Source organism: Sphingopyxis sp. P8 (genome assembly GCF_020622175.1).
Lineage (GTDB): Bacteria > Pseudomonadota > Alphaproteobacteria > Sphingomonadales > Sphingomonadaceae > Sphingopyxis > Sphingopyxis jiangsuensis.
The window spans coordinates 373,789-395,845 of the sequence record NZ_JACNMK010000001.1 but is presented as its reverse complement, the minus strand read 5'-3'; the positions used below and the strand labels follow the sequence as shown (position 1 = coordinate 395,845).

25 protein-coding genes are annotated in these 22,057 nt (G+C 64.6%); 13 read left to right on the top strand and 12 right to left on the bottom strand.

Features of this window, described 5'->3' with window-relative positions; all coding sequences use genetic code 11:
• Window positions 1–35: 35 nt before the first annotated feature.
• Window positions 36–581 (bottom strand): 16S rRNA (guanine(966)-N(2))-methyltransferase RsmD, encoded by a 546-nt coding sequence (gene rsmD / locus H7692_RS01985; protein WP_201925403.1) that lies wholly within the window; start codon window positions 579–581, stop codon window positions 36–38.
• Window positions 578–1,411, bottom strand: a complete 834-nt coding sequence (locus tag H7692_RS01980) for a pseudouridine synthase (RefSeq protein ID WP_227339687.1) — start codon at window positions 1,409–1,411, stop codon at window positions 578–580. The genes rsmD and H7692_RS01980 overlap by 4 nt, the downstream gene beginning before the upstream one ends.
• 155 nt (window positions 1,412–1,566) lie before the next feature.
• Here H7692_RS01980 and H7692_RS01975 point away from each other — a divergent pair, with 155 nt between their 5' ends.
• Together H7692_RS01975 and H7692_RS01970 are read left to right on the top strand one after the other, a co-directional pair.
• A complete protein-coding gene (locus tag H7692_RS01975) occupies window positions 1,567–2,004 on the top strand; it encodes a response regulator (protein ID WP_201925399.1) in 438 nt (145 codons plus the stop codon).
• A 116-nt stretch (window positions 2,005–2,120) separates the two neighbouring features.
• Window positions 2,121–3,542, top strand: a complete 1,422-nt coding sequence (locus H7692_RS01970) for an AmpG family muropeptide MFS transporter (protein WP_227339686.1) — start codon at window positions 2,121–2,123, stop codon at window positions 3,540–3,542.
• A gap of 10 nt (window positions 3,543–3,552) precedes the next feature.
• Here H7692_RS01970 and H7692_RS01965 read toward each other — a convergent pair whose 3' ends face one another.
• The 6 genes from H7692_RS01965 to H7692_RS01940 form a co-directional block, all read right to left on the bottom strand.
• Window positions 3,553–4,866: a bifunctional folylpolyglutamate synthase/dihydrofolate synthase gene (locus H7692_RS01965; RefSeq protein ID WP_227339685.1), complete on the bottom strand. Its 1,314-nt coding sequence runs from the start codon at window positions 4,864–4,866 to the stop codon at window positions 3,553–3,555.
• 130 nt (window positions 4,867–4,996) lie between these two features.
• Window positions 4,997–5,848, bottom strand: coding sequence for an acetyl-CoA carboxylase, carboxyltransferase subunit beta (gene accD / locus H7692_RS01960; RefSeq protein WP_201925392.1), 852 nt, complete (start codon window positions 5,846–5,848; stop codon window positions 4,997–4,999).
• Entirely contained in the window at window positions 5,845–6,636 is a 792-nt protein-coding gene (gene trpA / locus H7692_RS01955) for a tryptophan synthase subunit alpha (protein ID WP_227339684.1), read from the bottom strand. The genes accD and trpA overlap by 4 nt, the downstream gene beginning before the upstream one ends.
• Window positions 6,633–6,809 (bottom strand): hypothetical protein, encoded by a 177-nt coding sequence (locus tag H7692_RS01950; RefSeq protein ID WP_227339683.1) that lies wholly within the window; start codon window positions 6,807–6,809, stop codon window positions 6,633–6,635. Before H7692_RS01950 ends, trpA begins: the two co-directional genes overlap by 4 nt.
• A 23-nt stretch (window positions 6,810–6,832) precedes the next feature.
• A complete protein-coding gene (trpB, locus tag H7692_RS01945; RefSeq protein ID WP_227339682.1) occupies window positions 6,833–8,053 on the bottom strand; it encodes a tryptophan synthase subunit beta in 1,221 nt (406 codons plus the stop codon).
• A gap of 99 nt (window positions 8,054–8,152) precedes the next feature.
• A complete protein-coding gene (locus tag H7692_RS01940) occupies window positions 8,153–8,785 on the bottom strand; it encodes a phosphoribosylanthranilate isomerase (RefSeq protein ID WP_227339681.1) in 633 nt (210 codons plus the stop codon).
• A gap of 99 nt (window positions 8,786–8,884) precedes the next feature.
• Between H7692_RS01940 and H7692_RS01935 the strand changes: the two genes are divergently transcribed.
• The gene (locus H7692_RS01935) at window positions 8,885–9,301 is read left to right on the top strand and encodes a hypothetical protein (RefSeq protein WP_227339680.1); all 417 of its coding nucleotides are present in this window, start codon (window positions 8,885–8,887) and stop codon (window positions 9,299–9,301) included.
• Between the two features lie 6 nt (window positions 9,302–9,307).
• Here the strand turns inward: H7692_RS01935 and pyrF are convergent, their stop codons facing one another.
• The 3 genes from pyrF to purB form a co-directional block, all read right to left on the bottom strand.
• The gene (gene pyrF, locus H7692_RS01930; protein WP_201925382.1) at window positions 9,308–9,982 is read right to left on the bottom strand and encodes an orotidine-5'-phosphate decarboxylase; all 675 of its coding nucleotides are present in this window, start codon (window positions 9,980–9,982) and stop codon (window positions 9,308–9,310) included.
• A complete protein-coding gene (locus H7692_RS01925; RefSeq protein ID WP_227339679.1) occupies window positions 9,979–10,305 on the bottom strand; it encodes a lipopolysaccharide assembly protein LapA domain-containing protein in 327 nt (108 codons plus the stop codon). The genes pyrF and H7692_RS01925 overlap by 4 nt, the downstream gene beginning before the upstream one ends.
• Window positions 10,306–10,372: 67 nt before the next feature.
• On the bottom strand, window positions 10,373–11,683 hold the full coding sequence (gene purB / locus H7692_RS01920) for an adenylosuccinate lyase (protein WP_222136131.1): 1,311 nt from the start codon (window positions 11,681–11,683) through the stop codon (window positions 10,373–10,375).
• A 197-nt stretch (window positions 11,684–11,880) separates the two neighbouring features.
• Here purB and H7692_RS01915 point away from each other — a divergent pair, with 197 nt between their 5' ends.
• The gene (locus H7692_RS01915) at window positions 11,881–12,336 is read left to right on the top strand and encodes a calcium-binding protein (RefSeq protein ID WP_201925379.1); all 456 of its coding nucleotides are present in this window, start codon (window positions 11,881–11,883) and stop codon (window positions 12,334–12,336) included.
• Window positions 12,337–12,394: 58 nt separating this feature from the next.
• On the opposite strand, the gene radC is transcribed toward H7692_RS01915, so the two are convergent.
• On the bottom strand, window positions 12,395–13,084 hold the full coding sequence (gene radC / locus H7692_RS01910; RefSeq protein WP_222136132.1) for a RadC family protein: 690 nt from the start codon (window positions 13,082–13,084) through the stop codon (window positions 12,395–12,397).
• A gap of 152 nt (window positions 13,085–13,236) precedes the next feature.
• On the opposite strand from radC, the gene H7692_RS01905 reads away from it, so the two are divergent.
• The 9 genes from H7692_RS01905 (at window position 13,237) to uvrC (ending at window position 22,014) form a co-directional block, all read left to right on the top strand.
• Window positions 13,237–16,383 (top strand): YdbH domain-containing protein, encoded by a 3,147-nt coding sequence (locus tag H7692_RS01905; protein ID WP_227339678.1) that lies wholly within the window; start codon window positions 13,237–13,239, stop codon window positions 16,381–16,383.
• Complete coding sequence (locus H7692_RS01900; RefSeq protein ID WP_201925375.1) at window positions 16,380–16,595, top strand: YnbE family lipoprotein; 216 nt, start codon at window positions 16,380–16,382, stop codon at window positions 16,593–16,595. Before H7692_RS01905 ends, H7692_RS01900 begins: the two co-directional genes overlap by 4 nt.
• A 14-nt stretch (window positions 16,596–16,609) precedes the next feature.
• Entirely contained in the window at window positions 16,610–17,014 is a 405-nt protein-coding gene (locus H7692_RS01895) for a YdbL family protein (protein ID WP_201925373.1), read from the top strand.
• 229 nt (window positions 17,015–17,243) lie between these two features.
• Window positions 17,244–17,564 (top strand): AtpZ/AtpI family protein, encoded by a 321-nt coding sequence (locus H7692_RS01890; protein WP_201925371.1) that lies wholly within the window; start codon window positions 17,244–17,246, stop codon window positions 17,562–17,564.
• Between the two features lie 67 nt (window positions 17,565–17,631).
• Entirely contained in the window at window positions 17,632–18,417 is a 786-nt protein-coding gene (locus tag H7692_RS01885) for a F0F1 ATP synthase subunit A (RefSeq protein WP_201925369.1), read from the top strand.
• A 41-nt stretch (window positions 18,418–18,458) separates the two neighbouring features.
• A complete protein-coding gene (locus H7692_RS01880; protein ID WP_003044110.1) occupies window positions 18,459–18,686 on the top strand; it encodes a F0F1 ATP synthase subunit C in 228 nt (75 codons plus the stop codon).
• A 74-nt stretch (window positions 18,687–18,760) separates the two neighbouring features.
• Window positions 18,761–19,261: an ATPase gene (locus tag H7692_RS01875; protein WP_201925367.1), complete on the top strand. Its 501-nt coding sequence runs from the start codon at window positions 18,761–18,763 to the stop codon at window positions 19,259–19,261.
• On the top strand, window positions 19,254–19,784 hold the full coding sequence (locus H7692_RS01870) for a F0F1 ATP synthase subunit B (RefSeq protein WP_227339677.1): 531 nt from the start codon (window positions 19,254–19,256) through the stop codon (window positions 19,782–19,784). Before H7692_RS01875 ends, H7692_RS01870 begins: the two co-directional genes overlap by 8 nt.
• A gap of 295 nt (window positions 19,785–20,079) precedes the next feature.
• Window positions 20,080–22,014, top strand: a complete 1,935-nt coding sequence (gene uvrC / locus H7692_RS01865) for an excinuclease ABC subunit UvrC (RefSeq protein WP_227340039.1) — start codon at window positions 20,080–20,082, stop codon at window positions 22,012–22,014.
• Window positions 22,015–22,057: the final 43 nt, after the last annotated feature.

Below are 22,057 nucleotides of genomic sequence, written 5' to 3'. Positions count from 1 at the left end.
GAACGCGGGGAGGGCTGTCCAGTGCGTCGCCGCGATTATGCGGCGGGTCGCAAGAGTGTGAGCTTTGCCTTGCCGACCTTGCGCTCGGCGTCGATTTCATACCCTGCGACGTCGACCTTTTCGCGCTCGCCCGTCTCGATCGACACCCAACTGTCGGGCGCGATCCAGCCGAGGCGTCCAAGCTTGTCGAGCGCGACGCTGCCCGCGCCGGTGGCATATGGCGCGTCGAGCAGGAGCAGGTCGAAGGCGCGCGGTGCGGGACCCAGAGCGAGGACCGAGCCGGCGCGCACCTCGGCACGCGTCGCGGCCCCCAGCGCAGCGATATTCTTGCGCAGCGCATCGAGCGCGTCGCGGTCCTGCTCGGCAAACAGGCAAAGCGCTGCGCCGCGCGACAGCGCCTCGATGCCAAGCGCCCCCGATCCGGCGAAGAGGTCGGCGACGGCCAAGCCTTCGAAGCTGCCGAGCCGGCTTGTCAGCATCGAAAAAAGCGTTTCGCGCGTCCGGTCGGCGGTCGGGCGGGTCGCCTCGTTTCTGGGCGCGAGCAGTTTGCGGCCGCGCCATTCGCCAGCGATCACCCTCATTTGTCGAGACGGCGGCGAAACTGGAAAAGCGCGTCGCGCGGAACAACCTCGACTGCGCCGGTATCGAGTCCGTCGAGCAGGAATTCGCCATAGCGCGTGCGGATCAGGCGGCTGACCTGCAGCCCCAGATGTTCGAGCACGCGGCGGACCTCGCGGTTCTTGCCTTCGGTCAGCGTCAACTCGATCCACTGGTTGCGCCCGGTGCGGCGCTCCAGGTTGGCGTCGATCTTGCCATAACGGATGCCGTCGATCTCGACGCCGAGCATCAATTCTTCGAGCTGCGCCTGGCTGATGTCGCCAAAGGCGCGTGCCCGATAGGTGCGCTCGACCCCGCTCGCGGGCAATTCGAGCTGGCGTTTGAATTCGCCGTCGTTGGTGAGCAGCAACAGCCCCTCGGTATTATAGTCGAGCCGACCCACGGGCATCAGCCGCGGCAGGTCCTTGGGCAAAAGGTCATAGATCGTCTTGCGCCCTTTCGGATCGCGCGCCGCAGTCAGGCATCCTGCGGGCTTGTGAAAGCGGTAAAGGCGCGTCGAAACGGGCTTGGCGACGGGATTGCCATCGACTGTCAGGCCTTCCGTAGTCGCAAGGAGCGGCGCGGGCTGCGAAATGATCTCACCATGAAGTGCGATACGGCCTTCCTCGATCATTCGCTCGACATCGCGGCGCGAACCGACGCCGGCGCGGGCCAGCAACTTGGCGATGCGTTGCGGTCCTTCCTCATGTTCGGTTGGCGCAGCTTTGCGCGGCGATTGCGAAGCGCGCGCGGCGCGGCGGCCTTTTGGGGCTTCGCGGTCGGGCGTGTTTCTTGGCGGGCGGCGGGTCGTCATCGGAACGGATGCGGCTTTCTTGTCGTTTTTGGAAAAGGAAGTGTTGCGTTGTGACCACGCTCATAGCCGGAAAACTGTCGCTTCGTCGATGGCAAGCAGAAGCGATATTGCAGGAAGGGGAAGAGCGGGTCATGGCGGTTTCAAAGGGAGTATTCATGCTCTTCGCGTCTCGCCCGTCCTGCATCAAGCGGCTGCTGGTCATCGAGGATGACCCGCTGGTCGCGTTCGACAACGAGCGGACGCTGAAGCACAGCGGCTATCAGGTCGTCGCGTCAGTCGATTCGGGCGAGGCGGCGGTGGCGATCATCGCGTCGGAACAGATTGACGCGCTGGTGCTCGACCTGGGCCTTGCCGGACATATGACGGGACGCGAGGTCGCCCGGCTGGCGCGCGATCGCGGGATGGCCGTACTGCTGGTAACGGGCCAATGCCCCGACGATGCCGCCGATATCGCCGACGCCTTCCTTGGGAAACCCCACGGCCCTTCGGCGTTGATCGGCGCCCTGCGCGCGATCGAGTCGACGATCTGCAAAAACGAGGCGCCGCGCAAGGTCAGCGGCTTTCGCATGTTCCGGCGGCCCGAAGCCGCGTGACGCGACAAGGTGCGTCCCGTAAGGGGCGGATCGCGATTTAGTCGCTTCCAATTTATCGACGAAGCATTAGGCCAATATCCCTGGATGCCGCGATGTGCGGGCAGGGGAGGAACCTTATGCAGCTTGGGCTCGACACGGCGGTGCTGGTGGCCGTTATCCTGTTGGTCATCGGCCTCGCTTTCGTTATCCCGAGTTTTGCACCCTATCGCAAACCCATGCCGATCGTGGCCTTCCTGCTCGGCATTTCGAGCGGCTTCCCGCTGACCCTGCTGCTCGGAACGATGACCTTTTGGCTGTCGAAGGTCGGAATCGAAAAGTCGACCATCGGTTTCGCGATCGGTCTCACCACGCCTTACACGCTCAAATTCCTGTGGGCGCCGCTCGTCGACCGCTTGCCTTTGCCGTTCCTGACGCGGATTTTCGGGCAGAGGCGGGGTTGGTTGTTCTTCATCCAGGCGCTTCTCGTCGTTGCGATCTGGCAACTCGGAACGAGCAATCCGACGAACGACAATCTTGCTCCCTTTGCCTTCTGGGCGATTGCCGTCGCTTTCCTGTCGGCGACGCAGGATATCGTGATCGACGCCTATCGCATCGAAATCCTCTCCGATGCAGAATTGCCGCACGGTACTGCCATGAACCAGTTCGGCTATCGAACCGGCAATCTGATCGCCGGGGTCGGGACGATCGCCCTCGCGTCGCCAGAGGGGTTCAATCTCGGCTGGGCGGCCGCCTATGGCTTTACCGCGCTGGCCGTTCTGCCCGCGCTGTTCGGCGCGCTTTATGCCGGAACGGGGCGTTTCGACCCGACGCGGGCCAAGGCGCTCGCGAGCGGCTTCGGGGCGTGGCTACAGGACACGGTCGTCAATCCCTTCCGCGAATTTCTCGGGCGCAACGGGGCGGTGCTGATCCTGCTCTTTGTGCTTGTTTACAAGGTCGGCGATGCGATGGGGCAGGGCATGCTGAACCCGATGATCGTCGAACTCGGTTTCAGCGACACCGAATTTGTCGCGATCAACAAGGGAGTCGGCTTTGTCGCGCTGATCGTCGGATCAGCGTGCGGCGCGCCCTTCATCGCATGGCTGGGAATGGGCCGCGCCTTGCTCGTTTCGGGCCTGCTGATGATGTTCAGCAATCTGCTGTTCGCGGTCCTCGCTGCGGTCGGCCATTCGCCGCTGATGCTAGCGATTGCGGTGGGGACCGAGAATTTCACGAGCGGGATCGGGCTGACCGTCTTTGTCACCTATCTCTCCGGCCTGTCGAGCCTTGCTTACACGGCCACGCAATTCGCGCTCCTGTCGTCGTTCGCAGCGGTTGGGCGGACGTGGCTGGCAACCCCCGGAGGCTTCCTCGCCGAAGGGCTCGGCTGGATCGGTTTCTGGATCGTCACGGTGGCAATCGCGATCCCCGGCATGCTCCTTCTCTGGATCCTGTGGCGCAAGGGGTTCGTCGTCGAATCCGTTCGCCAGCCGAGCACCGAAGATGACGGCCACGAACTTGTGCATCCCGAGGAAGGTCGACCAAAGCCGGTCAAGACCTGAGGTCACGCCCCTAGGCTGGCAACTCGCCGTTCGCGGCAAGGACAATGCCCGCCAGATAGAGCGACCCCGCGATCAGCACGATTTCGCGCGCGGGATCGACCGCGAGGCCGGCGAGCGCCTCTTCGACGCTTGCGGCCTGCCGTGCGGCGGGGCCAAACGCGCTGGCGTCGTGATGTTCGTGACCGGGCACGGGGACGATATTGATCGACGCGAGGCGGTCGGCGAGCGGCGCCATAATGGCTTCGGGATGTTTGTTCGCCAGCATGCCCGCAATCAAATGGATGCGGCGCGGGTCGTTTCGGAGATGCGCGGCAATCTGTATGCCTGCGTCGGCGTTATGTGCGCCGTCGAGCCAGATCTCGGTGCCAACGGGGGCAAGCTCGCTCAGCGGTCCCGAGTTGAGCAGTTGTAAACGTGCAGGCCAATGGGCGACAGCGATCCCTTGCACGATGGCGTTGGAAGACGGGCGCGGATCGGCGAGGTGGAGCATCGCAATGGCAAGGCCCGCGTTGCGCATCTGATGCTCGCCCGCCATGCGCGATGTCAGCAAAGGTTCGACGTCGCCGCGCGCCGATCGCCAATGGAATCCTGCCTCCGCGCATTCGACGGACCAGTCGCGACCCTCCGCAAAATGCCCGGCGCCCGCCGCGGCGGCGCGACCCGCCACGACGTCCATGACCGCGGGCGAATAGCCGAGCGACGCGAGCTTTGAACCAGGCTTGACGATCCCCGCCTTTTCCCATGCGATGCGCTCGGCCGCGTCCGCCGGCGTCCCGGCCTCGGGAGCGAGCAAAAAGGCTTCGTGGTCGATGCCAAGCGACGCGATGCCGCAGACGGCAGGCGCTGGAATGATGTTCGTTGCGTCGAGGCGGCCGCCCAACCCGACTTCGATCACGCAATCATCCGCCGGGACGCGTGAGAACGCCAGGAAGGCCGCGGCCGTCGTAACCTCGAAAAAGCTGGCGCCGAGATCGTCCGACACGTCGAGCACCTCTGCGAGCAACGCCGCCAGCTGCGCATCGTCGATGAGCGCGCCGGCGAGGCGGATACGCTCGTTGAAGCGCACGAGGTGCGGGCTGGTATAGCAATGGACGCGGCGCCCGTCGGCTTCGAGGATGGCGCGGAGATAGGCGCAGGTCGAGCCCTTGCCGTTCGTCCCGGCGACATGGAAGGTACGCGGGAGCTTGTCCTGCGGGTTGCCGAGGCGGCGGCACAGTGCAGCGATGCGTTCGAGCCCCAATATGTCGCGCCCCGGCGACAGCGCGGCGAGGCGGTCGAGCTGGGCCTGGACGGCAGGGTCGGAGCTGTGCGCGTGGTCGGGCATTGCGGGTGGCGCCTTACAATCGGCTCGTCATTGCGAGCGGAGCGAAGCAATCTCCAGCTTTCGGCGTCTCGATGACGATAACGGGGGATTGCCGCGTCGCTTCGCTCCTCGCAATGACGATACGGGAAAGTCAGGCCGCCTTTTCGGGCGCCAGATAACCGATCAGGCGGCCGAGCGTCGCTGGCAGGTCCTTGCGCGCGACGACCATGTCGATCATCCCGTGCTCGAGCAGATATTCGGCGCGCTGGAAGCCTTCGGGCAGCTTTTCGCGGATCGTATTCTCGATCACACGCTGGCCGGCGAAGCCGATCAGCGCCTTGGGTTCGCTGATCTGAATGTCGCCCAGCATCGCATAGCTTGCCGTCACGCCGCCGGTCGTGGGATCGGTGAGCAGTACGATATAGGGCAGGCCCGCGCGGCGCAGGCGCTGGAGCGCGACGGTCGCGCGCGGCATCTGCATCAGCGACAGCGTGCCTTCCTGCATCCGCGCACCACCCGCGGCCGTGATCGCGATATAGGGGCAGCCGCGCTTGATCGCCTGTTCGACCCCCGCGACAAAGGCTTCGCCGACGGCAACACCCATCGACCCCCCCATGAAGGCGAAATCCTGCACGCCGATCACCGCGGGTTTGCCGTCGATGCGCCCGAAGGCATTCTGATAGGCATCGCGGTCGCCGGTCTGCGCGCGCGCCGCCTTGATACGGTCGACATATTTCTTGGTATCGCGGAACTTCAGCGGGTCTTCGGGCGCCGCGGGCGCGGGCAATAGTTCGTGGATACCGCCGTCGAACAGCTGCGCGAAACGCTCCTTCGCGCCGATGCGATCATGATGCTCGCAGCGCGGGCAGACGTTGAGATTATCTTCCCATTCCTTGACGAACACCATCTGCTGGCACTGGCGGCATTTGTGCCAGAGGTTGTCGGCGCTGTCGCGCTTGGCGCCAAAGGGCAGGGCGTTGCGAACGCGGTCGAGCCAGCTCATGCGGCGATCTCCTTTGCGCCGTGGATAGCATCGGCGAGGGTGCGGGTGAAAGCCTCGACATGCGGCGCCGCGGCGTCGCCGTGCTCGGCAATGATGTCGATAAAGGCCGATCCTACGACGACGCCGTCGGCAACGCGCGCAATCTGCGCGGCTTGATCGGGGGTGCGCACGCCGAAGCCGACCGCGACGGGCAGGTCGGTCGCGGCCTTGAGGCGCGCGACGGCTTCGTCGATGCTGGCCTGCGCGGCCTGTTGCTGGCCGGTGATCCCCGCGACCGAGACATAATAGAGGAAACCGCCTGCGCCATCGAGCACGGCGGGCAGGCGCGCGGTGTCGGTCGTCGGGGTGGCGAGGCGGATCAGGTCGATGCCCGCAGCGCGAAGCGCGGGGCCGAGTTCGGGATCTTCCTCGGCAGGAACGTCGACGCAGATGACTCCGTCGATGCCGGCACGCGCGCATTCGGCGGCGAACCAGTCGCCGCCGCGGATCGTCATCGGATTGGCATAGCCCATCAGGACGAGCGGGGTGTCGGGGTGGCGCTGGCGGAATGCGGCGGCCATGGCAAATATGTCCGCTGTCGTCGTACCCTTGGCCAGACTGCGCAAATTCGCCTGCTGGATCGCGGGGCCGTCGGCCATCGGGTCGGTGAAGGGCATGCCAAGCTCGATCACATCGGCGCCCCCCGCGACGAGCGCGTCGAGATTCGCGGCGGTGTCGCCGTCGCCCGCGGTGATGAAGGCGATGAGCGCGGAGTGGGGGTTGGCAAAGGTGGTGGCGAAGCGGGTCATTCGCTCCATCCTTCTTTACGATTGGGCCACAGGCGGTCGAACTTCGGAAGAAGGAAAAACTGGACGGCGACAATGACTATGACCAGCATAAGATATCGATCAAGGCGGTCAGGAAGCAGGTCGGGAAGTGATCGCTCTACCCAGACCCCAAAAAGCGCAAGCGCGATCACCACGCCCCATTTTACTAACGCGCGAATCACAATCTCACCCCCAACGCCTCGGCGACAGTGAAGATGTCCTTATCCCCGCGGCCCGAGCAGTTGACGATGATGATCTTGTCCTTGCTCATTGTTGGCGCGATGCGTTCGGCGGCGGCGATGGCGTGGGCGGACTCCAGCGCGGGAATGATGCCTTCGAGCTTGGTGAGCTTCTGGAAGCTCGCGAGCGCCTCGGCGTCGGTGACGGGTTCGTAGCGGACGCGGCCGATGTCGTGGAGCCAGCTGTGCTCGGGGCCGATGCCGGGATAGTCGAGCCCCGCCGAGATGCTGTGCGCCTCGGTGATCTGGCCGTCCTCGTCCTGCAGGAGATAGGTCTTGTTGCCGTGGAGGATACCGGGCTTGCCGCCCGCGAGGCTGGCGGCGTGTTTGCCGTCGAGCCCTTCGCCCGCGGCTTCGACACCGACGATCTCGACGCCTTCGTCGTCGAGGAAAGGGTGGAACAGGCCGATGGCGTTCGATCCGCCGCCCACCGGCGCGATGAGCATGTCGGGCAGGCGTCCTTCGGCTTCGAGGATTTGCGCGCGCGCCTCGGTACCGATCACCGACTGGAAATCGCGGACAAGTTCGGGATAGGGGTGCGGCCCCGCGACGGTGCCGATGATGTAGAAGGTATCGTGGACGTTCGCGACCCAGTGGCGCAGCGCCTCGTTCATCGCATCCTTCAGCGTCTTGGCACCGCTTTCCACCGCGACGACTTCGGCGCCGAGCAGCTTCATGCGAAACACATTGGGCTGTTGCCGCGCGACGTCGACCGCGCCCATGAAGATGGTGCACGGCAAGCCGAAGAGCGCCGCGACGGTCGCGGTCGCGACGCCGTGCTGGCCGGCGCCGGTCTCGGCGATGATCCTGGTCTTGCCCATGCGCCGCGCGAGCAGGATCTGGCCGATGCAATTGTTTATCTTGTGTGCGCCCGTGTGGTTCAGATCCTCGCGCTTCAGATAGATTTTCGCACCGCCCAGCTCTTCGGTCAGCCGCTCGGCGAGCCAGAGCGGGCTGGGGCGCCCGACATAATGTTTGAGCAGCCGGTCGAATTCGGCGCGAAACTCATTGTCTTTCTGCGCCGCGCGATATTCGCGCTCGAGGTCGAGGATCAGCGGCATCAGCGTTTCGGCGACATAGCGGCCGCCGAAATCGCCGAAATGGCCGCGCGCATCGGGTTGCGTGCGGAGCGAGTTGGGAAGCGTGCTGGTATCGGTCATCATATTTTTCCGTCGGGCAAATTGGCTGGATCGCAGGCGAGGGTGTCTCGTGCGATTAGCGCCATCGGCTCCCGATGCGCACGACGAAGGGCGGGTGCGTCAGCATGATGCGACCGCTTTAAGGAATGCCGCCATCTTGTCCATATCCTTGATGCCCGGTGCGCTCTCGACGCCCGACGACACGTCGACGAGCGGCGCGCCCGTCTCTGCGATTGCCTGCCCGATGTTGTCGGGTGTCAGCCCCCCCGCGATTCCCCAGTCGATCGCGTGGCGATGGCCGCGGAGCAGCGACCAGTCGAAGCGCGTGCCCGTCCCGCCCGGCAAGGCCTGCGCGGGCGCGTCGAACAGGATGCGATCGGCCGCGCCCTGATATCTGGCGACGCGGTCGAGCGTGCCCGCATCCTTGAGCCCGACGGCCTTCCACACCTCGGCAGGGACGAGTTGCCTGACGCGCGCGAGCCATTCGGGGGTCTCGCTGCCGTGAAACTGGATGATGTCGGGCCGCACCGTGGCGAGCGCCTGTCCGGTGAGCTGCTGCGACGCATTGACGAGAAGCAGCGCGACCTTGACCTTCCCCTCGGCGCGCTTCCTGAGCGCCGCGGCGGTCGCCAGGTCGACGTGGCGCGGACTCGGCTCGTAATGGACGAGGCCGATATGCGTCGCGCCGTGCCGGATGGCGGCATCGACGGTTTCGGGGGTGGAGAGGCCGCAGATTTTGACGAGAGGGGGCATGGAACGCCTTTGCTTTAGTCTGCCAATTCATGCAATCGTCTCGTCAAACGAGGCGTGGCGGCATCGGACTTTTTATCGGGGTAAAAGAAGGGGATCGATATGCGAATTATGTTGGCGTTTCTCTTAGCTTTTTCGGTTGCGGGCTGTTCGCCCGCCGAAGCCGGGAAAAGCGTGGAGCAATCGCAACAGGCGATCAAGACCTTTCACGGAGAGCTAAACGCTGGAAATTTTGACGATATTTACTATGGTTCTGCCGACGAGATGCAGGACAGTGTTGATATTGTAGGGTTTGAAGAATTGCTCGGCGCGGTTCAGAAAAAGCTCGGCAAAGCAGGCAAATCTGAGCAGCAGAGCTGGCATGTCAATTTTGCAAACGGCACCACGATCGTCACACTGACGATGCAGACGACATATGATAAGGACAAAGCCACAGAAACATTCGTCTATGTAAAGGCGAAAGATGGCATGAAGCTGGCCGGCTATAATATACAGTCGCGTGCGTTGATCGTGAACTGATCGGGACTAAAGCGTCGCCTCGATTTCGCGCGCGGCGAGGTCGGGGTCTTGCGATTGGGTAATCGGGCGACCGACGACGAGGATCGACGCGCCGTCGGACATGGCCTGCGCCGGCGTAACGATGCGCTTCTGGTCACCGGCCTTGCCGTTGACGGGGCGCACGCCCGGCACGACGAAGAAGCCGCCGGGCCACGCCTTGCGCGCCGACTTTACCTCCTGACCCGAGCAGACGATGCCGTCGAGACCCGACGTGCGCGCGAGCGCCGCGAGGCGCACGACCTGATCGTGGGTCGTACCCCCGACGCCGATGTCGTCGAGGTCGGGAGCGTCGAGGCTGGTGAGCACGGTGACGCCGACCACCTTTGTATGGAGCCCTGCCGCCGCCTTTGCTTCTTCGAGCATCGCGCGCCCGCCGGCGGCGTGAACGGTGAGGATTGCAGGTTCGAGCGGGCGGAGCGCCTGGATCGCCTTGGCGACGGTGTTGGGAATGTCGTGCAGCTTGAGGTCGAGAAAGATCGGCAGGCCGATTTTCGCCATTTCGTGGACGCCATGATGGCCATTGGCGCAGAAAAATTCGAGCCCGAGTTTGAGCCCGCCGACATGATAGCGCACCTTTTGGGCGAGCGTCAGCGCGGCATCGAGATGCGGCGTGTCGATGGCGAGATAGAGCGGCGAGGTCATCGGGTTTCCAAGGGAGATGGCGGGATGTCGTTGACGGGCGGCGCGGGCGCTGGCTCTGCGGGTCGGTTCGCCATCGCGCGCAGGTCGACGAGCTGGCGCTCGCTGGCCTCGATGCGCCGCCGCATCGACCAGCGCTGCGTGCGCAGCGCGATCCACATCGGAATGCTGCCGATCAGAAAGGTCACGAGGATGATGACGGGGAGCTTCGTTTCGGCTTCCCATCCGGGCCAGACCGTGACCGTCACCACTTTCCAGTTCGCCATCGCAAAGATGACGAGGATGGCGGTCAAAAGCACCCAGATGATCGTCCGCACGATGCCCACTTAATTGCTCCTCCGCTGATCCCTGTCGTCGTTCTAAGCGAGTTTTGTGCGCGTTTCCAGTCCGGGGCTATTCGAAGACGCGCGCAAATATCGTGTCGACATGTTTCATATGGAATTCGAGATCGAATAGTTCCGTCAGCCGTTCGGGAGACAGGCGCGCGGTGACGTCGTCATCGGCCTTGAGCAGTTCGAGCAGCGACAGCATTCCATCGCTTTCCCAGACCTTCATCGCGTTGCGCTGGACCATCGCATAGCTGTCCTCGCGGCTCGCACCAGCCTGGGTGAGCGCCAGCAGGACACGCTGCGAGTGGACGAGGCCGCCCATGCGGTCGAGATTCTTCTGCATCCGCTCGGGATAGACGAGCAGCTTGTCGACCACGCCGGTCAGCCGCGCGAGCGCGAAATCGAGCGTGATCGTCGCATCCGGGCCGATAAAGCGTTCGACCGACGAGTGGCTGATGTCGCGCTCGTGCCACAGCGCGACATTTTCCATCGCCGGGATTGTGGCGCTGCGGACCATGCGCGCAAGGCCGGTGAGATTTTCGGTGAGCACCGGGTTGCGCTTGTGCGGCATCGCCGACGAGCCCTTTTGGCCGGGCGAGAAATATTCCTCGGCCTCGAGAACTTCGGTGCGCTGAAGGTGGCGAACCTCGACCGCGAGCCGCTCGATCGACGAGGCGATGACGCCGAGGGTGGCAAAGAACATTGCGTGACGGTCGCGCGGGATGACCTGCGTCGACACCGGCTCGATGGTCAGCCCCAGCTTTTCGGCGACATGCGCCTCGACGCGCGGGTCGATGTTGGCGAAGGTTCCGACCGCGCCCGAGACGGCGCAGGTCGCGATTTCGGCGCGCGCGGCGACAAGTCGCGCCCTGCAGCGCGCGAATTCGGCATAGGCCTCGGCCATCTTGAGCCCGAAGGTGACCGGTTCCGCGTGGATGCCGTGGCTGCGGCCGATCGTGGGGGTGAGCTTATGTTCGTACGCGCGGCGCTTGATCGCTGCGAGCAGCGCGTCGATGTCCGTGAGCAAGATATCCGCCGCCTGCGCCAGTTGAACCGCAAGACAGGTGTCGAGTACGTCCGAACTCGTCATCCCCTGGTGCATGAAGCGCGCCTCTTCGCCGACATTTTCGGCGACCCAGGTGAGGAAGGCGATGACGTCATGCTTGGTCACGGCCTCGATCGCGTCGATGGCGTCGACGTCGATCTTCGGCGCGGTCGCCCACCAGTCCCACAGCGCCTTGGCCGCCGATTTTGGCACGGTCCCAAGCTCGGCGAGTGCGTCGGTCGCATGCGCCTCGATCTCGAACCAGATCCGGTAGCGATTCTCGGCCGACCAGATCGCGGTCATTTCGGGGCGAGCGTAACGCGGAACCATTGATTTCCCTTCCTTTTCGGCGGCTCGTCGCAATTGCAGCGCGGAATCGCGACAGGGCGCGCCCTAGCAGGGGCGATGCGTTTCGCCAATCAGCGACACCGCGCAACCATGCCCTTCATCCGCCAGTTTCGCGAATGTCTATCCCCCGGCGGCGGCATTTCCCCCTTTCATGCCGCCGCCAACTCAGGAGAAAATACATGCTGAAACAATTGCTTTTCGTCGGCGCGGCGGCGGTGAGTTTTCCGGCGCTGGCCCAAGAGCAACCGGTGCCCGAACCGACCGATCCGCCGACGCAGACCGACCCGATTACCGACCCGATGACCGAACCGGTCCCGCAGTCGGCGCCTGTGGCGACGCCAGCGCCTCAGCCTTCGACTCCGCCGAACGAAGGCACCGCGGCGACGCCGGCGCAGATCGCGCAGATCGTCGATCAGGAATTCCCGACCTACGATTCGGATGCGAATGGCGAACTCAGCGAGACCGAGTTCGCCGCATGGATGAAAAAGCTTCGCGTCGCGACGGAGCCGGGCGTCGATCCGGAATCCGAAGCCGTAAAGTCATGGATCGGGCAGGCCTTTGCGGCCGCCGATGCCGACAAGTCGACCGGGGTCAACAAGACCGAGTTGACCGGCTTTCTGGCGCGCGGCGCCTGACTCCCGCTCCTGGACGGGGTGGTGCAGCCGTCGGATACGTCCGGCGGCTGCATTATGCTTACAAAAGCCCCATCGCGCGAAAGCTGCGATACTCGGTGCCGCCGATGATGATATGGTCGTGGAGGGTGATGCCGAGCCTCGACGCCGCCTCGGCGATGTCACGCGTGATGGCAATGTCCTGACGGCTCGGTTCGGGACTGCCGCTCGGGTGATTGTGGACAAGGATGATCGCCGCTGCGCCGAGCTCGAGCGCGCGGCGGATAACCTCGCGAACATAGATGGCCGATTGGTCGATCGACCCTTCGCTGGCGATTTCATCGCGGATCAGCATATTGCGCGCGTTGAGATACAATATGCGCACGCGCTCGATGTCGATCGGCCCCATGTCGGCGCGGAGCCAGTCGAGAAGCGCATCCCAACTGGAGAGAAGCGGCTTGTCGCGAAACTCGCTCTTCAGCAGGTGCAGGCTCGATGCCTGGACGATCTTGAGCGCGGCGACGGCGCCGTCGCCCATCCCGTCGACACGACGCAGCGCCTCCGGATCGGCGCTTATCAACTGGGCAAAGGAACCGAATTCGCGCAGTAATGATTTGGCAAGCGGCTTGGTATCGCGGCGCGGAATCGCAAGCGCGAGCAGATATTCGACGAGTTCATAGTCGGCGAGCCCGCCGGGATCGTCGAGCAGGCGCGCGCGGAGCCGCGCGCGATGGCCGGCGTGGTCCGGAACAGGATCGGGCGCATCGGCCATGGCTCGGGCAATAACCGCCTTGTGGGGCTCACTCAACGGTCATAGAAACCGAAAGTGGATTGTGCGCCAATTTCCTGCAGCGAAACGAGAATTCCCGCGTTGGTTCGGCGTCGATTAGTGCCTTTGGGGGACGATTGTGGTTCGGTGCGGTTGTGAATGACGAAGAACAACCAACGCCGCCCCGCAAGCGGCTGTTCAAAAAACGCTGGCTGACCGGAGCCGCGGTCGCCGTTCTGGCGGGCGCTGCGTGGCTGGCGCGCGAACCGATCGCCGACGAGGTTATTCGCGATCACCTCGACAATCTCGACGTTCCCGCGCGCTATCGGATCGATTCGATCGGGTTTCAGTCGGAGCGAATCTCCGACGTCGTTATCGGCGACCCAGCCCGGCCCGACCTGACCGCCGACCAGGTTGAGGTCAGGCTGGGGTACGGCTGGTCGGGGCCCTATGTATCGGGCATTCGAGCGACCGGCGTGCGACTGTACGGGCGCTTCGTCGACGGGCAATTGTCGTTCGGCACGCTCGACCGTTTCCGCGATCCCGACGACACGACGCCCTTCGCATTGCCCGACATCGCGGTGGCGCTGACCGATGCGCGGGCGCGCATCGAAACGCCGTGGGGGAATGTTGGCGCGCAGCTCAACGGAAGCGGGAATCTGCGCAACGATTTCATGGGACGGCTCGCGCTTGTCGCGCCGAACCTGACGGTCGGGGACTGCGCCGCGCGTGAGGTGACCTTTTACGGCGCGCTGCTCGTTCGCGACGTCCGCCCCACGCTGCAGGGGCCGCTACGCGGGTCGACGCTGCGCTGCGCGGACAACGGCCTGCGCGCAGAGCGGCCCCAGATCGCGCTCGACGTGTCGCTCTCTGAACAGCTTACGAGCTGGAAGGGACGCGCCGACGCGAGCATTGCAAGGCTGGTGGGGGCGGGTGTTACCGCGTCGCGGCTCGGCGTCCTTGCCAGCTTCGAAGGCGATGCCACCCGCACGCGGATCGACGCCGAGGCCGACATAGAGCGGTTGGCGGGAGCCGATTTTACCGTGCGTACCGCCGAAATGACGGCCGAGATTTTTGTCGGCCGCGCGCCTCCCGCTGCGAGCGGACGCTTGACGTTCGCCGATGCCGCCGCGAGCCCGGCGCTGCGCCGCTCGATCGCCGAAAGCGGTCGCGGTCTTGCCGGAACACCGATCGGCCCCGTTGCGGAAAAGGCGGTGGCTGCGGTTTCGCGGATGCTTGCCGGCACCGTTGGCGAAGCCGGCTTTGCGTTGGCGGGCGAGGGCAAGTCGGCGCGAATCGAGCTGATTGCTCCCAAATTGTCGTCGCCAGGCGGCGCGCGCGTTACCGGCGGCACCGAAAGCCGCGTCGGATATTTGCTCGCGGCCGACCGGCCCGCCTTTCTGGTCAACGGTCGCTGGACCTTCGGCGGCGGCGGCCTTCCCGATGGCAATATCGACCTCGACCGCCGCGCCGACGGGACGATGCGCGGCACCGCGACGATTGCACCCTATGTCAGCGACAATGCGCGCCTTGCGCTGTCTCCGATAAGCTTCTCGGGCGGTCGCGACGCGCTCTTGCATTTCGCGACGACGGCGGAATTGACGGGCCCGCTGGGCGACGGTCGCGCCGAGCGGCTGCGGCTCCGGCTGGCGGGTGTCCTCGCGCCCGACGGTTCGGTTGCGCTCGACGGCGGGTGCAGCCGCGCGAGCGTCCAGCGCGTCGATGTCGCGGGCTTCCGTCTTGCGCCCACCGCAATCGACCTGTGCAGCCGGCGCGGGGCGCCGTTGCTGAGCGCCGGACCCGGCGGCGTCCGGGGACAAGTCAACATCCCCGCCATCGCCCTGCGCGGAACGAGCGGCACGTCCCCCTTTGCCTTCGACGGCGGGCGCGCGGCGATCGATCTGGCGTCGATGCGCTGGACGCTTGCCGACGCCGACCTGCGGCTGGGCGAGGGCGACGGTGCGACGCTGTTCGCGGCCGAGCAGGTTGCCGGTGCCGCGGCGCGGGACGGCATGACCGGACGCCTGAGCGGTGCGCGCGCCAAAATCGGTGCGGTTCCGCTCTTGATGAGCCAGATCGCGGGCGACTGGCGCTGGGCGGAGGGGGCGTTCGACCTCGACGGCGAATTGCTTCTGACCGATGCGGAAACCGACGCGCGCTTTTCGCCGCTCGTCAGCACGGATGCCCATTTGCGCTTTGCCGACGGGGTCGTCGACGCGAATGCCGCGTTCAACGAGCGCGCGACGGGGCGCAAGATCCTCGACACGATCATCACCCACCGGCTCGAAAGCGGAACGGGGGCCGCCGATCTGAAGATCGACGAATTGCGCTTCGACGAAGGTTTCCAGCCCGACCAACTCACCAACCTCGCGCTTGGAGTCATCGCCAATGTCCGCGGGTCCGTCGTCGGCGACGGGCGGATCGAATGGACGCCGGACGGCGTGACGAGCCGCGGGACCTTTGCGACCGCGAACGCCGATCTTGCCGCCGCCTTCGGTCCCGTCAAAGGGCTGACGACGACGCTGACGTTCGAGGATCTGCTCGGTATCCGCTCCGCGCCCGGCCAGATTGCCGAAATCGTCGAAATCAACCCGGGCATCCCGGTGCGTGACGGGCGGGTCGAATATCGGCTGCTCGGCGGCAACCGCGTGCGGATCGAGGGCGGGAGCTGGCCCTTCGGTGGCGGCCAGCTGGTGCTGCACCCCGCAACGCTCGATTTCAGCGCCGACCAGCCGCGCCGCCTCTCCTTCGACATCGTGGGCGTCGACGCGGCGGTTTTCCTCCAGCAATTCGGGTTCGAGAATATCAACGCCACCGGCACCTTCGACGGCACGCTTCCGGTCGAATTCGACGGGCTGGGCGGGCGGATCGTCGGTGGCCGCATCGATTCGCGCGCCGGTGGCGGGACGCTCGCCTATGTCGGCGAATTGTCGAACCGCAACCTGGGCGCGATCGCCAACTTCGCCTTCGGCGCGCTGCGTTCGCTGAAATATGACGACCTGACGATCATCCTCAACGGCGACCTCGACGGCGAGATGGTCACCGACATTCGTTTCGGCGGCGTGGGGCAGGGCGCAGGGGCGACGCGCAATTTCCTGACCGAACAGGTCGCGAAGATACCGCTGGTCTTCAACGTCAAGATCACCGCGCCCTTCCGCCAGCTATTGACCTCTGCCAAAGGGTTTTACGACCCGTCCTTGCTCATCGAACAGAATCTGCCGACTTTGCTGCGCGCCCAGGAAGAAGCCGAAAACGCAGCCGACAGCCCCGTTCAGCCCACAGAAAGCGAGCCCATGCCATGAATCAGCGCAACAGTGGAGCAAGGAGGCGGAACCTGACCGGTCGCACTCTGACGTTAGTGACGGTCGCGGCGCTTTTTGGCGGCTGCGTGCAGATCGAAACGCCGGACAAGCCGATCGAAATCAACCTGAACATCAACATCCGGCAGGAAATTGTGTACAGGCTGGACGGCGACGCCAAGAAGCTCATCGAGCAGAATAGCGAAATATTCTAATTCGAGGATCGAACATGATGCGACTGAAGATAGGAAAAGCAACCGGACTGGCGATTGGCGCATGCGCGGCGATTGCGGCGGTGTCGCTTGCGGTCCCGTCGGCGATGGCGCAGCGTGATCCGGCCTATGCCGCGGCGCGCGCTGCGGGGCAGATCGGCGAGCAACCCGACGGCTATCTGGGCTTTGCGACTTCGCCGACGCCCGAGATCCGCGCGCTGGTGCAGGATCTCAACATCAAGCGCAAGGCCGCCTATACCGAGCGCGCGTCGGCGACCGGGAGCACGGTGGAGCAGTTCGCGTTCACCAGCGGCTGCAACCTGATCGCGAATACCAAGCCGGGCGAGAAATATAAGGCGCCCGACGGCCGCTGGCTGACGCGCGACGCCAGCCCGCCGGTGCGCGATTCGCGCTGCCTGTAAAATTCGGTTTCCAAGGCGGCCCGCGGGCCGCTCCATGCCGCCGCGCCCCTAAACGCGGCGGCATTTTTGTGCGGGTGCACAAAGACGCGCAACGCATGCGCGCACAAGCATTGACTTAATGGGGCGGCATTCCTAAACGGACCGCGCCTTAGGGGTCCCCCGAATTTTCGGGCCTTTTTTCGCAGGCAGAATCGGAGGTTTCCGGCTCTGTTTCAGGAGGATGGCGCAAATGACGGGGAACGGCAGCGATCCGGAACCAGCTTCGGAGGATTCGCGCCTGGTCTCGCTCGAGGAGCGATTGGACCGGGCCGAAGCCGCAGAAGCGAAACGGACCGCAACGAACGCCGGACCGGAATCCGATGCCAATTACCGGCTCGGCAACCGCGTGCTGGCCGAGTTGCTGGGCGGATTGATCGGTGGCGGCCTGTTCGGCTGGCTGATCGACCGGTTCGCGGATACGTCGCCCTGGGGTTTGTTGGGGATGTTGTTCCTGGGCATCGTCGTTGCCTTCAGAAACATCATTCGCCTGTCTTCGCCGCCGCGCAAATAGCTGCGGCGGAACGGTAATTTCGACGGGTCGGCGATTTAGCCGTTCCGCAATGCGTGTGGAGTGAAGAGTGGCGGCGGAATCCGGCAAGATCGACCCGATGCACCAGTTCGAGGTGGCCCCGCTTGGCGGTGGTTTCAATCTTGGCGGGCAGGAGATTCTGTTCACCAACAGCGCGCTCTGGATGATCGTCGCAGCGATTGCGCTCGGCCTGTTCATGTGGGGCGGCATGCGGCGCGAACTCGTGCCCGGTCGCTGGCAGGCTGCGGTCGAGGGCTTCACGGGCTTCATCTCGAGCATGATGACGCAGAATATCGGCAGCGAAGGACGTAAATATACGCCTTATGTCTTCTCGCTCTTCATGTTCATCCTGTTCTGCAACCTGCTCGGCATGCTGCCGCTCGGCGTGTTGGGCCTGCACCCCTTCACGGTGACGAGCCATATCGCGATCACGGGCGTGCTCGCGATCATCAGTTTCGCGATCGTCCTGGTCGTCGGTTTCTGGCGTCATGGGCTGCATTTCTTTTCGCTGTTCGTCCCGCAAGGCACGCCGCTGCCGATGATCCCGATCATCGCGCCGATTGAGTTCGTGTCGTTCATGGTTCGTCCCTTCAGCCTCGGGCTGCGGCTTTTCGTCGCGATGACCGCCGGTCACGTGCTGTTGAAAGTGCTGTCGGGATTTGTGATCAACGGCTTCAACGCCGAAACGCTGTGGCTCGGTTCGATCGTTTCGGTGCTCAGCTTCATCCTGATGATCGGCATCAGCGCGCTCGAACTGCTCGTCGCCGGCATCCAGGCCTATGTTTTCGCCCTGTTGACCTCGCTCTATATCAACGACGCGGTCAATCTTCACTAAAGACGTTTAAAACCAAACGATTATCCCAAGGAGTTATTACAATGGACGCAGAAGCAGCAAAGCTGATCGGTGCTGGTCTCGCCGCTATCGGTGCCGGCATGGCCGCCATCGGCGTGGGTAATGTGTTCGGCAGCTTCCTCGAAAGCGCACTGCGCAACCCCGCGGCTGCCGACGGCCAGCAGGGTCGCCTGTTCATCGGCTTCGCCGCTGCCGAACTTCTCGGCCTGCTGGCGTTCGTCGTTGCGATGATCCTGCTCTTCGTCGTCTAATCGGCGACCGGGTGCCCGGACCGGTGGTTCGGGCACTGTCTTGCAGGTTTCCAGTTATTTAAGGTCCGCCTTTCATGCCCCAGATAGCCCAGCTCACCGCTGACAACTGGTATCTCGCGTCGCAGCTTTTCTGGCTGCTCGTCGTGTTTGCCGGTATTTATATCGTGATCGGTCGCGGCATGCTGCCAAAGATCGAAGCGACGGTGGACGCGCGCGACCGCAAGGTTGCGGACGATCTGGCGGCGGCCAAAGCGGCGCATGCCGCAGCGGACAAGGTCGAGGAAAGCTATCGCCAGCAAAGCGACGCGAGCCGTGCCGTTGCGCAGAAGGCGGTAGCCGACGCGAAGGGCAAGGCTGCGCGCGACGCCGAAAAGCGTCTCGCCAAGGTCGATGCCGAGCTTGGCGCCAAGCTGGCGGCGGCCGAGGCCGATGTCGCGGCGGCGCGCAATTCGGCGATGGCGGAAATCGAATCTGTCGCGGCCGAAGCCGCGAGCGATCTTGTCGCCAAGCTGTCGGGCGCGAATGTCTCGGCCGCGGACGCAAAGGTGGCAGTGAAGGCGGTTCTCAATGGCTAATCTGACCCTTTTGCTTGCGGAAGGCACCAACGAGCCGACCGCGTTCGGACTCGACGCGACGGTCTGGGTATCGCTCGCGATGCTCGTTTTCCTTGGTATCCTCGTCTGGAAAAAGGTTCCGGCGGCAATCGGCGCGATGCTCGACAACCGCATTTCGGAAATCTCGAAGCAGCTCAAGGAAGCCGAAGGGCTGCGGCTCGAAGCCGAAGCGCTCAAAGACGAATATGAGGCGAAGCTCGCCGCAGCCGCCAAGGAAGCCGAAGAGATGCGCGCGCGCGCCGATGCCGAGGCGCAGGCGCTCGTCGCCAAGGCAAAGGCCGACGCGACGGCGCTGATCGCGCGCCGCAAGCAGATGGCCGAGGAGCGCATTGCCGCTGCCGAAGCCAATGCGCTTGCCGAAGTCCGCACCGCGGCGGCGCAGGCCGCGACCGAAGCGGCGGCGAAGCTGATTGCGGAAAAGCATGACGCCGCTACCGACAAGGCGCTCGTCGACAAGGCGATTGCATCGGTCGCCAAGAGCTGAGCGATATCGCCTTGACCTGACACGACGCCCGCAGGTTTCTGCGGGCGTCTTGTTTTGGAGCGGCGGCGAGACAGCGCCGGTTGGAACGCCGTACTCCACCGCTGTGATCGTCTTCCCCGGTCAGACCGGCAATCATCGTCCTCTGCCAAGCCCCAGACCGGGTCCCGGCTTTCGCCGGGGACACTTAACTGGCGGAAGACGATGATCGCTGGTCCGGCCCGGCGTGGAGGGGGTTGGATTGTAATTCAACCCGCAACCTATGGCGGCGCCCATCGCCTTCGCCTACATGGCTGTGATGGTTCGCCCCAACGCCCCCGAACGCTTCAACGAGGAAAAGGCCACCTATGTCGTGCGGGGCAGCGGCGAGGATGGCGACAAGCCCGACCTCGATCGCGGCGCCGGGGTCATCCGTACTGTCGTGAAAAAGCTTCCGGCGCGCCCCGGCGTGTACCGGATGCTCGATGCGCGCGGCGATGTGCTCTACGTCGGCAAGGCGCGCGCGCTCAGGAACCGCGTCACCAACTATACGCAGGTCGCGCGGTTGCCGCAGCGATTGCAGCGCATGGTCGCGCAGACGCGCGCGATGGAGATCGTCACCACGACCAGCGAGGCCGAGGCGCTGCTGCTCGAGGCGCAGCTCATCAAGCGCTATCGCCCGCCCTATAATGTGCTGCTGCGCGACGACAAAAGCTTCCCGTTCATCCTGCTGCGGATGGACCATGATTTTCCCCGCGTGCAGAAGCATCGCGGGGCGCGACGCGCGAAAGGGCGCTATTACGGGCCGTTCGCGAGCGCGGGGTCGGTGAACCGCACGCTCAACGCGCTGCAGAAGACCTTTCTGCTGCGAAGCTGCACCGACAGTTTCTTCGCCAACCGCTCGCGCCCGTGCCTGCTCTACCAAATCCGCCGCTGCTCGGCGCCGTGCGTCGATCGTGTTTCGAAAGACGATTATGCCGCGCTGGTGAGCGACGCGCAGGACTTCCTCGAGGGCCGCTCGACCGCGGTGCAGAAGCGACTTGGCGAAGCGATGACCAAGGCCGCCGATGCGATGGATTTCGAGCAGGCGGCGGTGCTGCGCGACCGGCTGAAGGCGCTGACCTTCATCCAGGGCAGCCAGTCGGTCCACGCCGACGGGCTGGGCGACGCCGACGTCTTTGCGCTCGCGGCGAAGGGCGGGCAGCTTTGCATCGCCGGATTTTTTATCCGCGGCGGCCAGAATTGGGGGCACCGCAGCTTCTTTCCAGCGCATGTCGCGGACGTTCCCGAGGAAGAGGTGCTCGAAAGCTTTCTGATGCAATTTTACGAGGGCGTGCCGCCGCCGAAGCTGATCCTTGTCGATCGCGAGCCCGCCGAGGCGGCGCTGCTCGCCGAAGCGTTCGGCGCAACGGCGGGGCGCAAGGTCGAAATCAGCATACCGCAGCGCGGCAACCGCAAGCGGCTGCTCGACCAGGCGGTGCGCAACGCGGGCGAGGAGCTGGACCGGCGGCTCGCCGAAAGCAGCAGCCAGGCGAAGCTCGGCCGCGAACTCGCCGAGCTGTTCGACCTCGACGCGCCGCCGCAGCGTATCGAAATCTATGACAACAGCCATATCCAGGGGACGAACGCGCTCGGCGCGATGGTCGTCGCGGGCCCCGAGGGGTGGATCAAGGGCGCCTATCGCAAGTTCAACATCAAGCGCGCCGAGACGCAGCCGGGCGATGATTTCGCGATGATGCGCGAGGTGTTCGAGCGCCGCTTCGCGCGCGCGATCGAGGAAGACCCCGAGCGCACGAAGGGCGAATGGCCCGACCTGGTGCTGATCGACGGCGGCAAGGGGCAGGTGTCGGCGGTCGCGTCAGTTTTTGCCGAGCTGGGTATCGATGACCTGCCGTTTGTCGGCGTCGCGAAAGGGCCGGATCGCAATGCAGGGCGCGAGACCTTCTACCTGCCCGACGGGCGCGAATTCACGCTGCCGCCGAACAATGCGGTACTCTTCTATATCCAGCGCCTGCGCGACGAAGCGCACCGTTTTGCAATCGGCGCGCACCGGCAGAAGCGCGCGAAGGCGATGGGAAGCTCGCCGCTCGACGAGGTTCCGGGCATCGGCCCGGCGCGCAAGAAGGCGCTGCTGATGCACTTCGGTACCGCGCGCGCGATCAAGGGCGCGAGCCTCGAGGATCTGAAGAAGGCGCCGGGGGTCAGCGCCGCGGTCGCGCAGGCGGTGTATGATTTCTACAATCCGGGGGGATAGGGCGATTCAAGCGCCTCCCCTGAAGGGGAGGGCGTATCGGTTC

Bases quoted from the DNA above. Each gene is read 5' to 3' on its own strand.
- H7692_RS01940 (WP_227339681.1), bottom strand. From the start codon at position 8,785: ATGCCCCCTCTCGTCAAAATCTGCGGCCTCTCCACCCCCGAAACCGTC.
- trpB (WP_227339682.1), bottom strand. From the start codon at position 8,053: ATGACCGATACCAGCACGCTTCCCAACTCGCTCCGCACGCAACCCGAT.
- H7692_RS01875 (WP_201925367.1), top strand. From the start codon at position 18,761: ATGCCCCAGATAGCCCAGCTCACCGCTGACAACTGGTATCTCGCGTCG.
- H7692_RS01975 (WP_201925399.1), top strand. From the start codon at position 1,567: ATGCTCTTCGCGTCTCGCCCGTCCTGCATCAAGCGGCTGCTGGTCATC.
- H7692_RS01970 (WP_227339686.1), top strand. From the start codon at position 2,121: ATGCAGCTTGGGCTCGACACGGCGGTGCTGGTGGCCGTTATCCTGTTG.
- H7692_RS01895 (WP_201925373.1), top strand. From the start codon at position 16,610: ATGATGCGACTGAAGATAGGAAAAGCAACCGGACTGGCGATTGGCGCA.
- H7692_RS01915 (WP_201925379.1), top strand. From the start codon at position 11,881: ATGCTGAAACAATTGCTTTTCGTCGGCGCGGCGGCGGTGAGTTTTCCG.
- trpA (WP_227339684.1), bottom strand. From the start codon at position 6,636: ATGACCCGCTTCGCCACCACCTTTGCCAACCCCCACTCCGCGCTCATC.
- accD (WP_201925392.1), bottom strand. From the start codon at position 5,848: ATGAGCTGGCTCGACCGCGTTCGCAACGCCCTGCCCTTTGGCGCCAAG.
- H7692_RS01935 (WP_227339680.1), top strand. From the start codon at position 8,885: ATGCGAATTATGTTGGCGTTTCTCTTAGCTTTTTCGGTTGCGGGCTGT.
- H7692_RS01980 (WP_227339687.1), bottom strand. From the start codon at position 1,411: ATGACGACCCGCCGCCCGCCAAGAAACACGCCCGACCGCGAAGCCCCA.
- H7692_RS01890 (WP_201925371.1), top strand. From the start codon at position 17,244: ATGACGGGGAACGGCAGCGATCCGGAACCAGCTTCGGAGGATTCGCGC.
- uvrC (WP_227340039.1), top strand. From the start codon at position 20,080: ATGGTTCGCCCCAACGCCCCCGAACGCTTCAACGAGGAAAAGGCCACC.
- H7692_RS01965 (WP_227339685.1), bottom strand. From the start codon at position 4,866: ATGCCCGACCACGCGCACAGCTCCGACCCTGCCGTCCAGGCCCAGCTC.
- pyrF (WP_201925382.1), bottom strand. From the start codon at position 9,982: ATGACCTCGCCGCTCTATCTCGCCATCGACACGCCGCATCTCGATGCC.
- H7692_RS01900 (WP_201925375.1), top strand. From the start codon at position 16,380: ATGAATCAGCGCAACAGTGGAGCAAGGAGGCGGAACCTGACCGGTCGC.
- rsmD (WP_201925403.1), bottom strand. From the start codon at position 581: ATGAGGGTGATCGCTGGCGAATGGCGCGGCCGCAAACTGCTCGCGCCC.
- H7692_RS01870 (WP_227339677.1), top strand. From the start codon at position 19,254: ATGGCTAATCTGACCCTTTTGCTTGCGGAAGGCACCAACGAGCCGACC.
- radC (WP_222136132.1), bottom strand. From the start codon at position 13,084: ATGGCCGATGCGCCCGATCCTGTTCCGGACCACGCCGGCCATCGCGCG.
- H7692_RS01880 (WP_003044110.1), top strand. From the start codon at position 18,459: ATGGACGCAGAAGCAGCAAAGCTGATCGGTGCTGGTCTCGCCGCTATC.
- purB (WP_222136131.1), bottom strand. From the start codon at position 11,683: ATGGTTCCGCGTTACGCTCGCCCCGAAATGACCGCGATCTGGTCGGCC.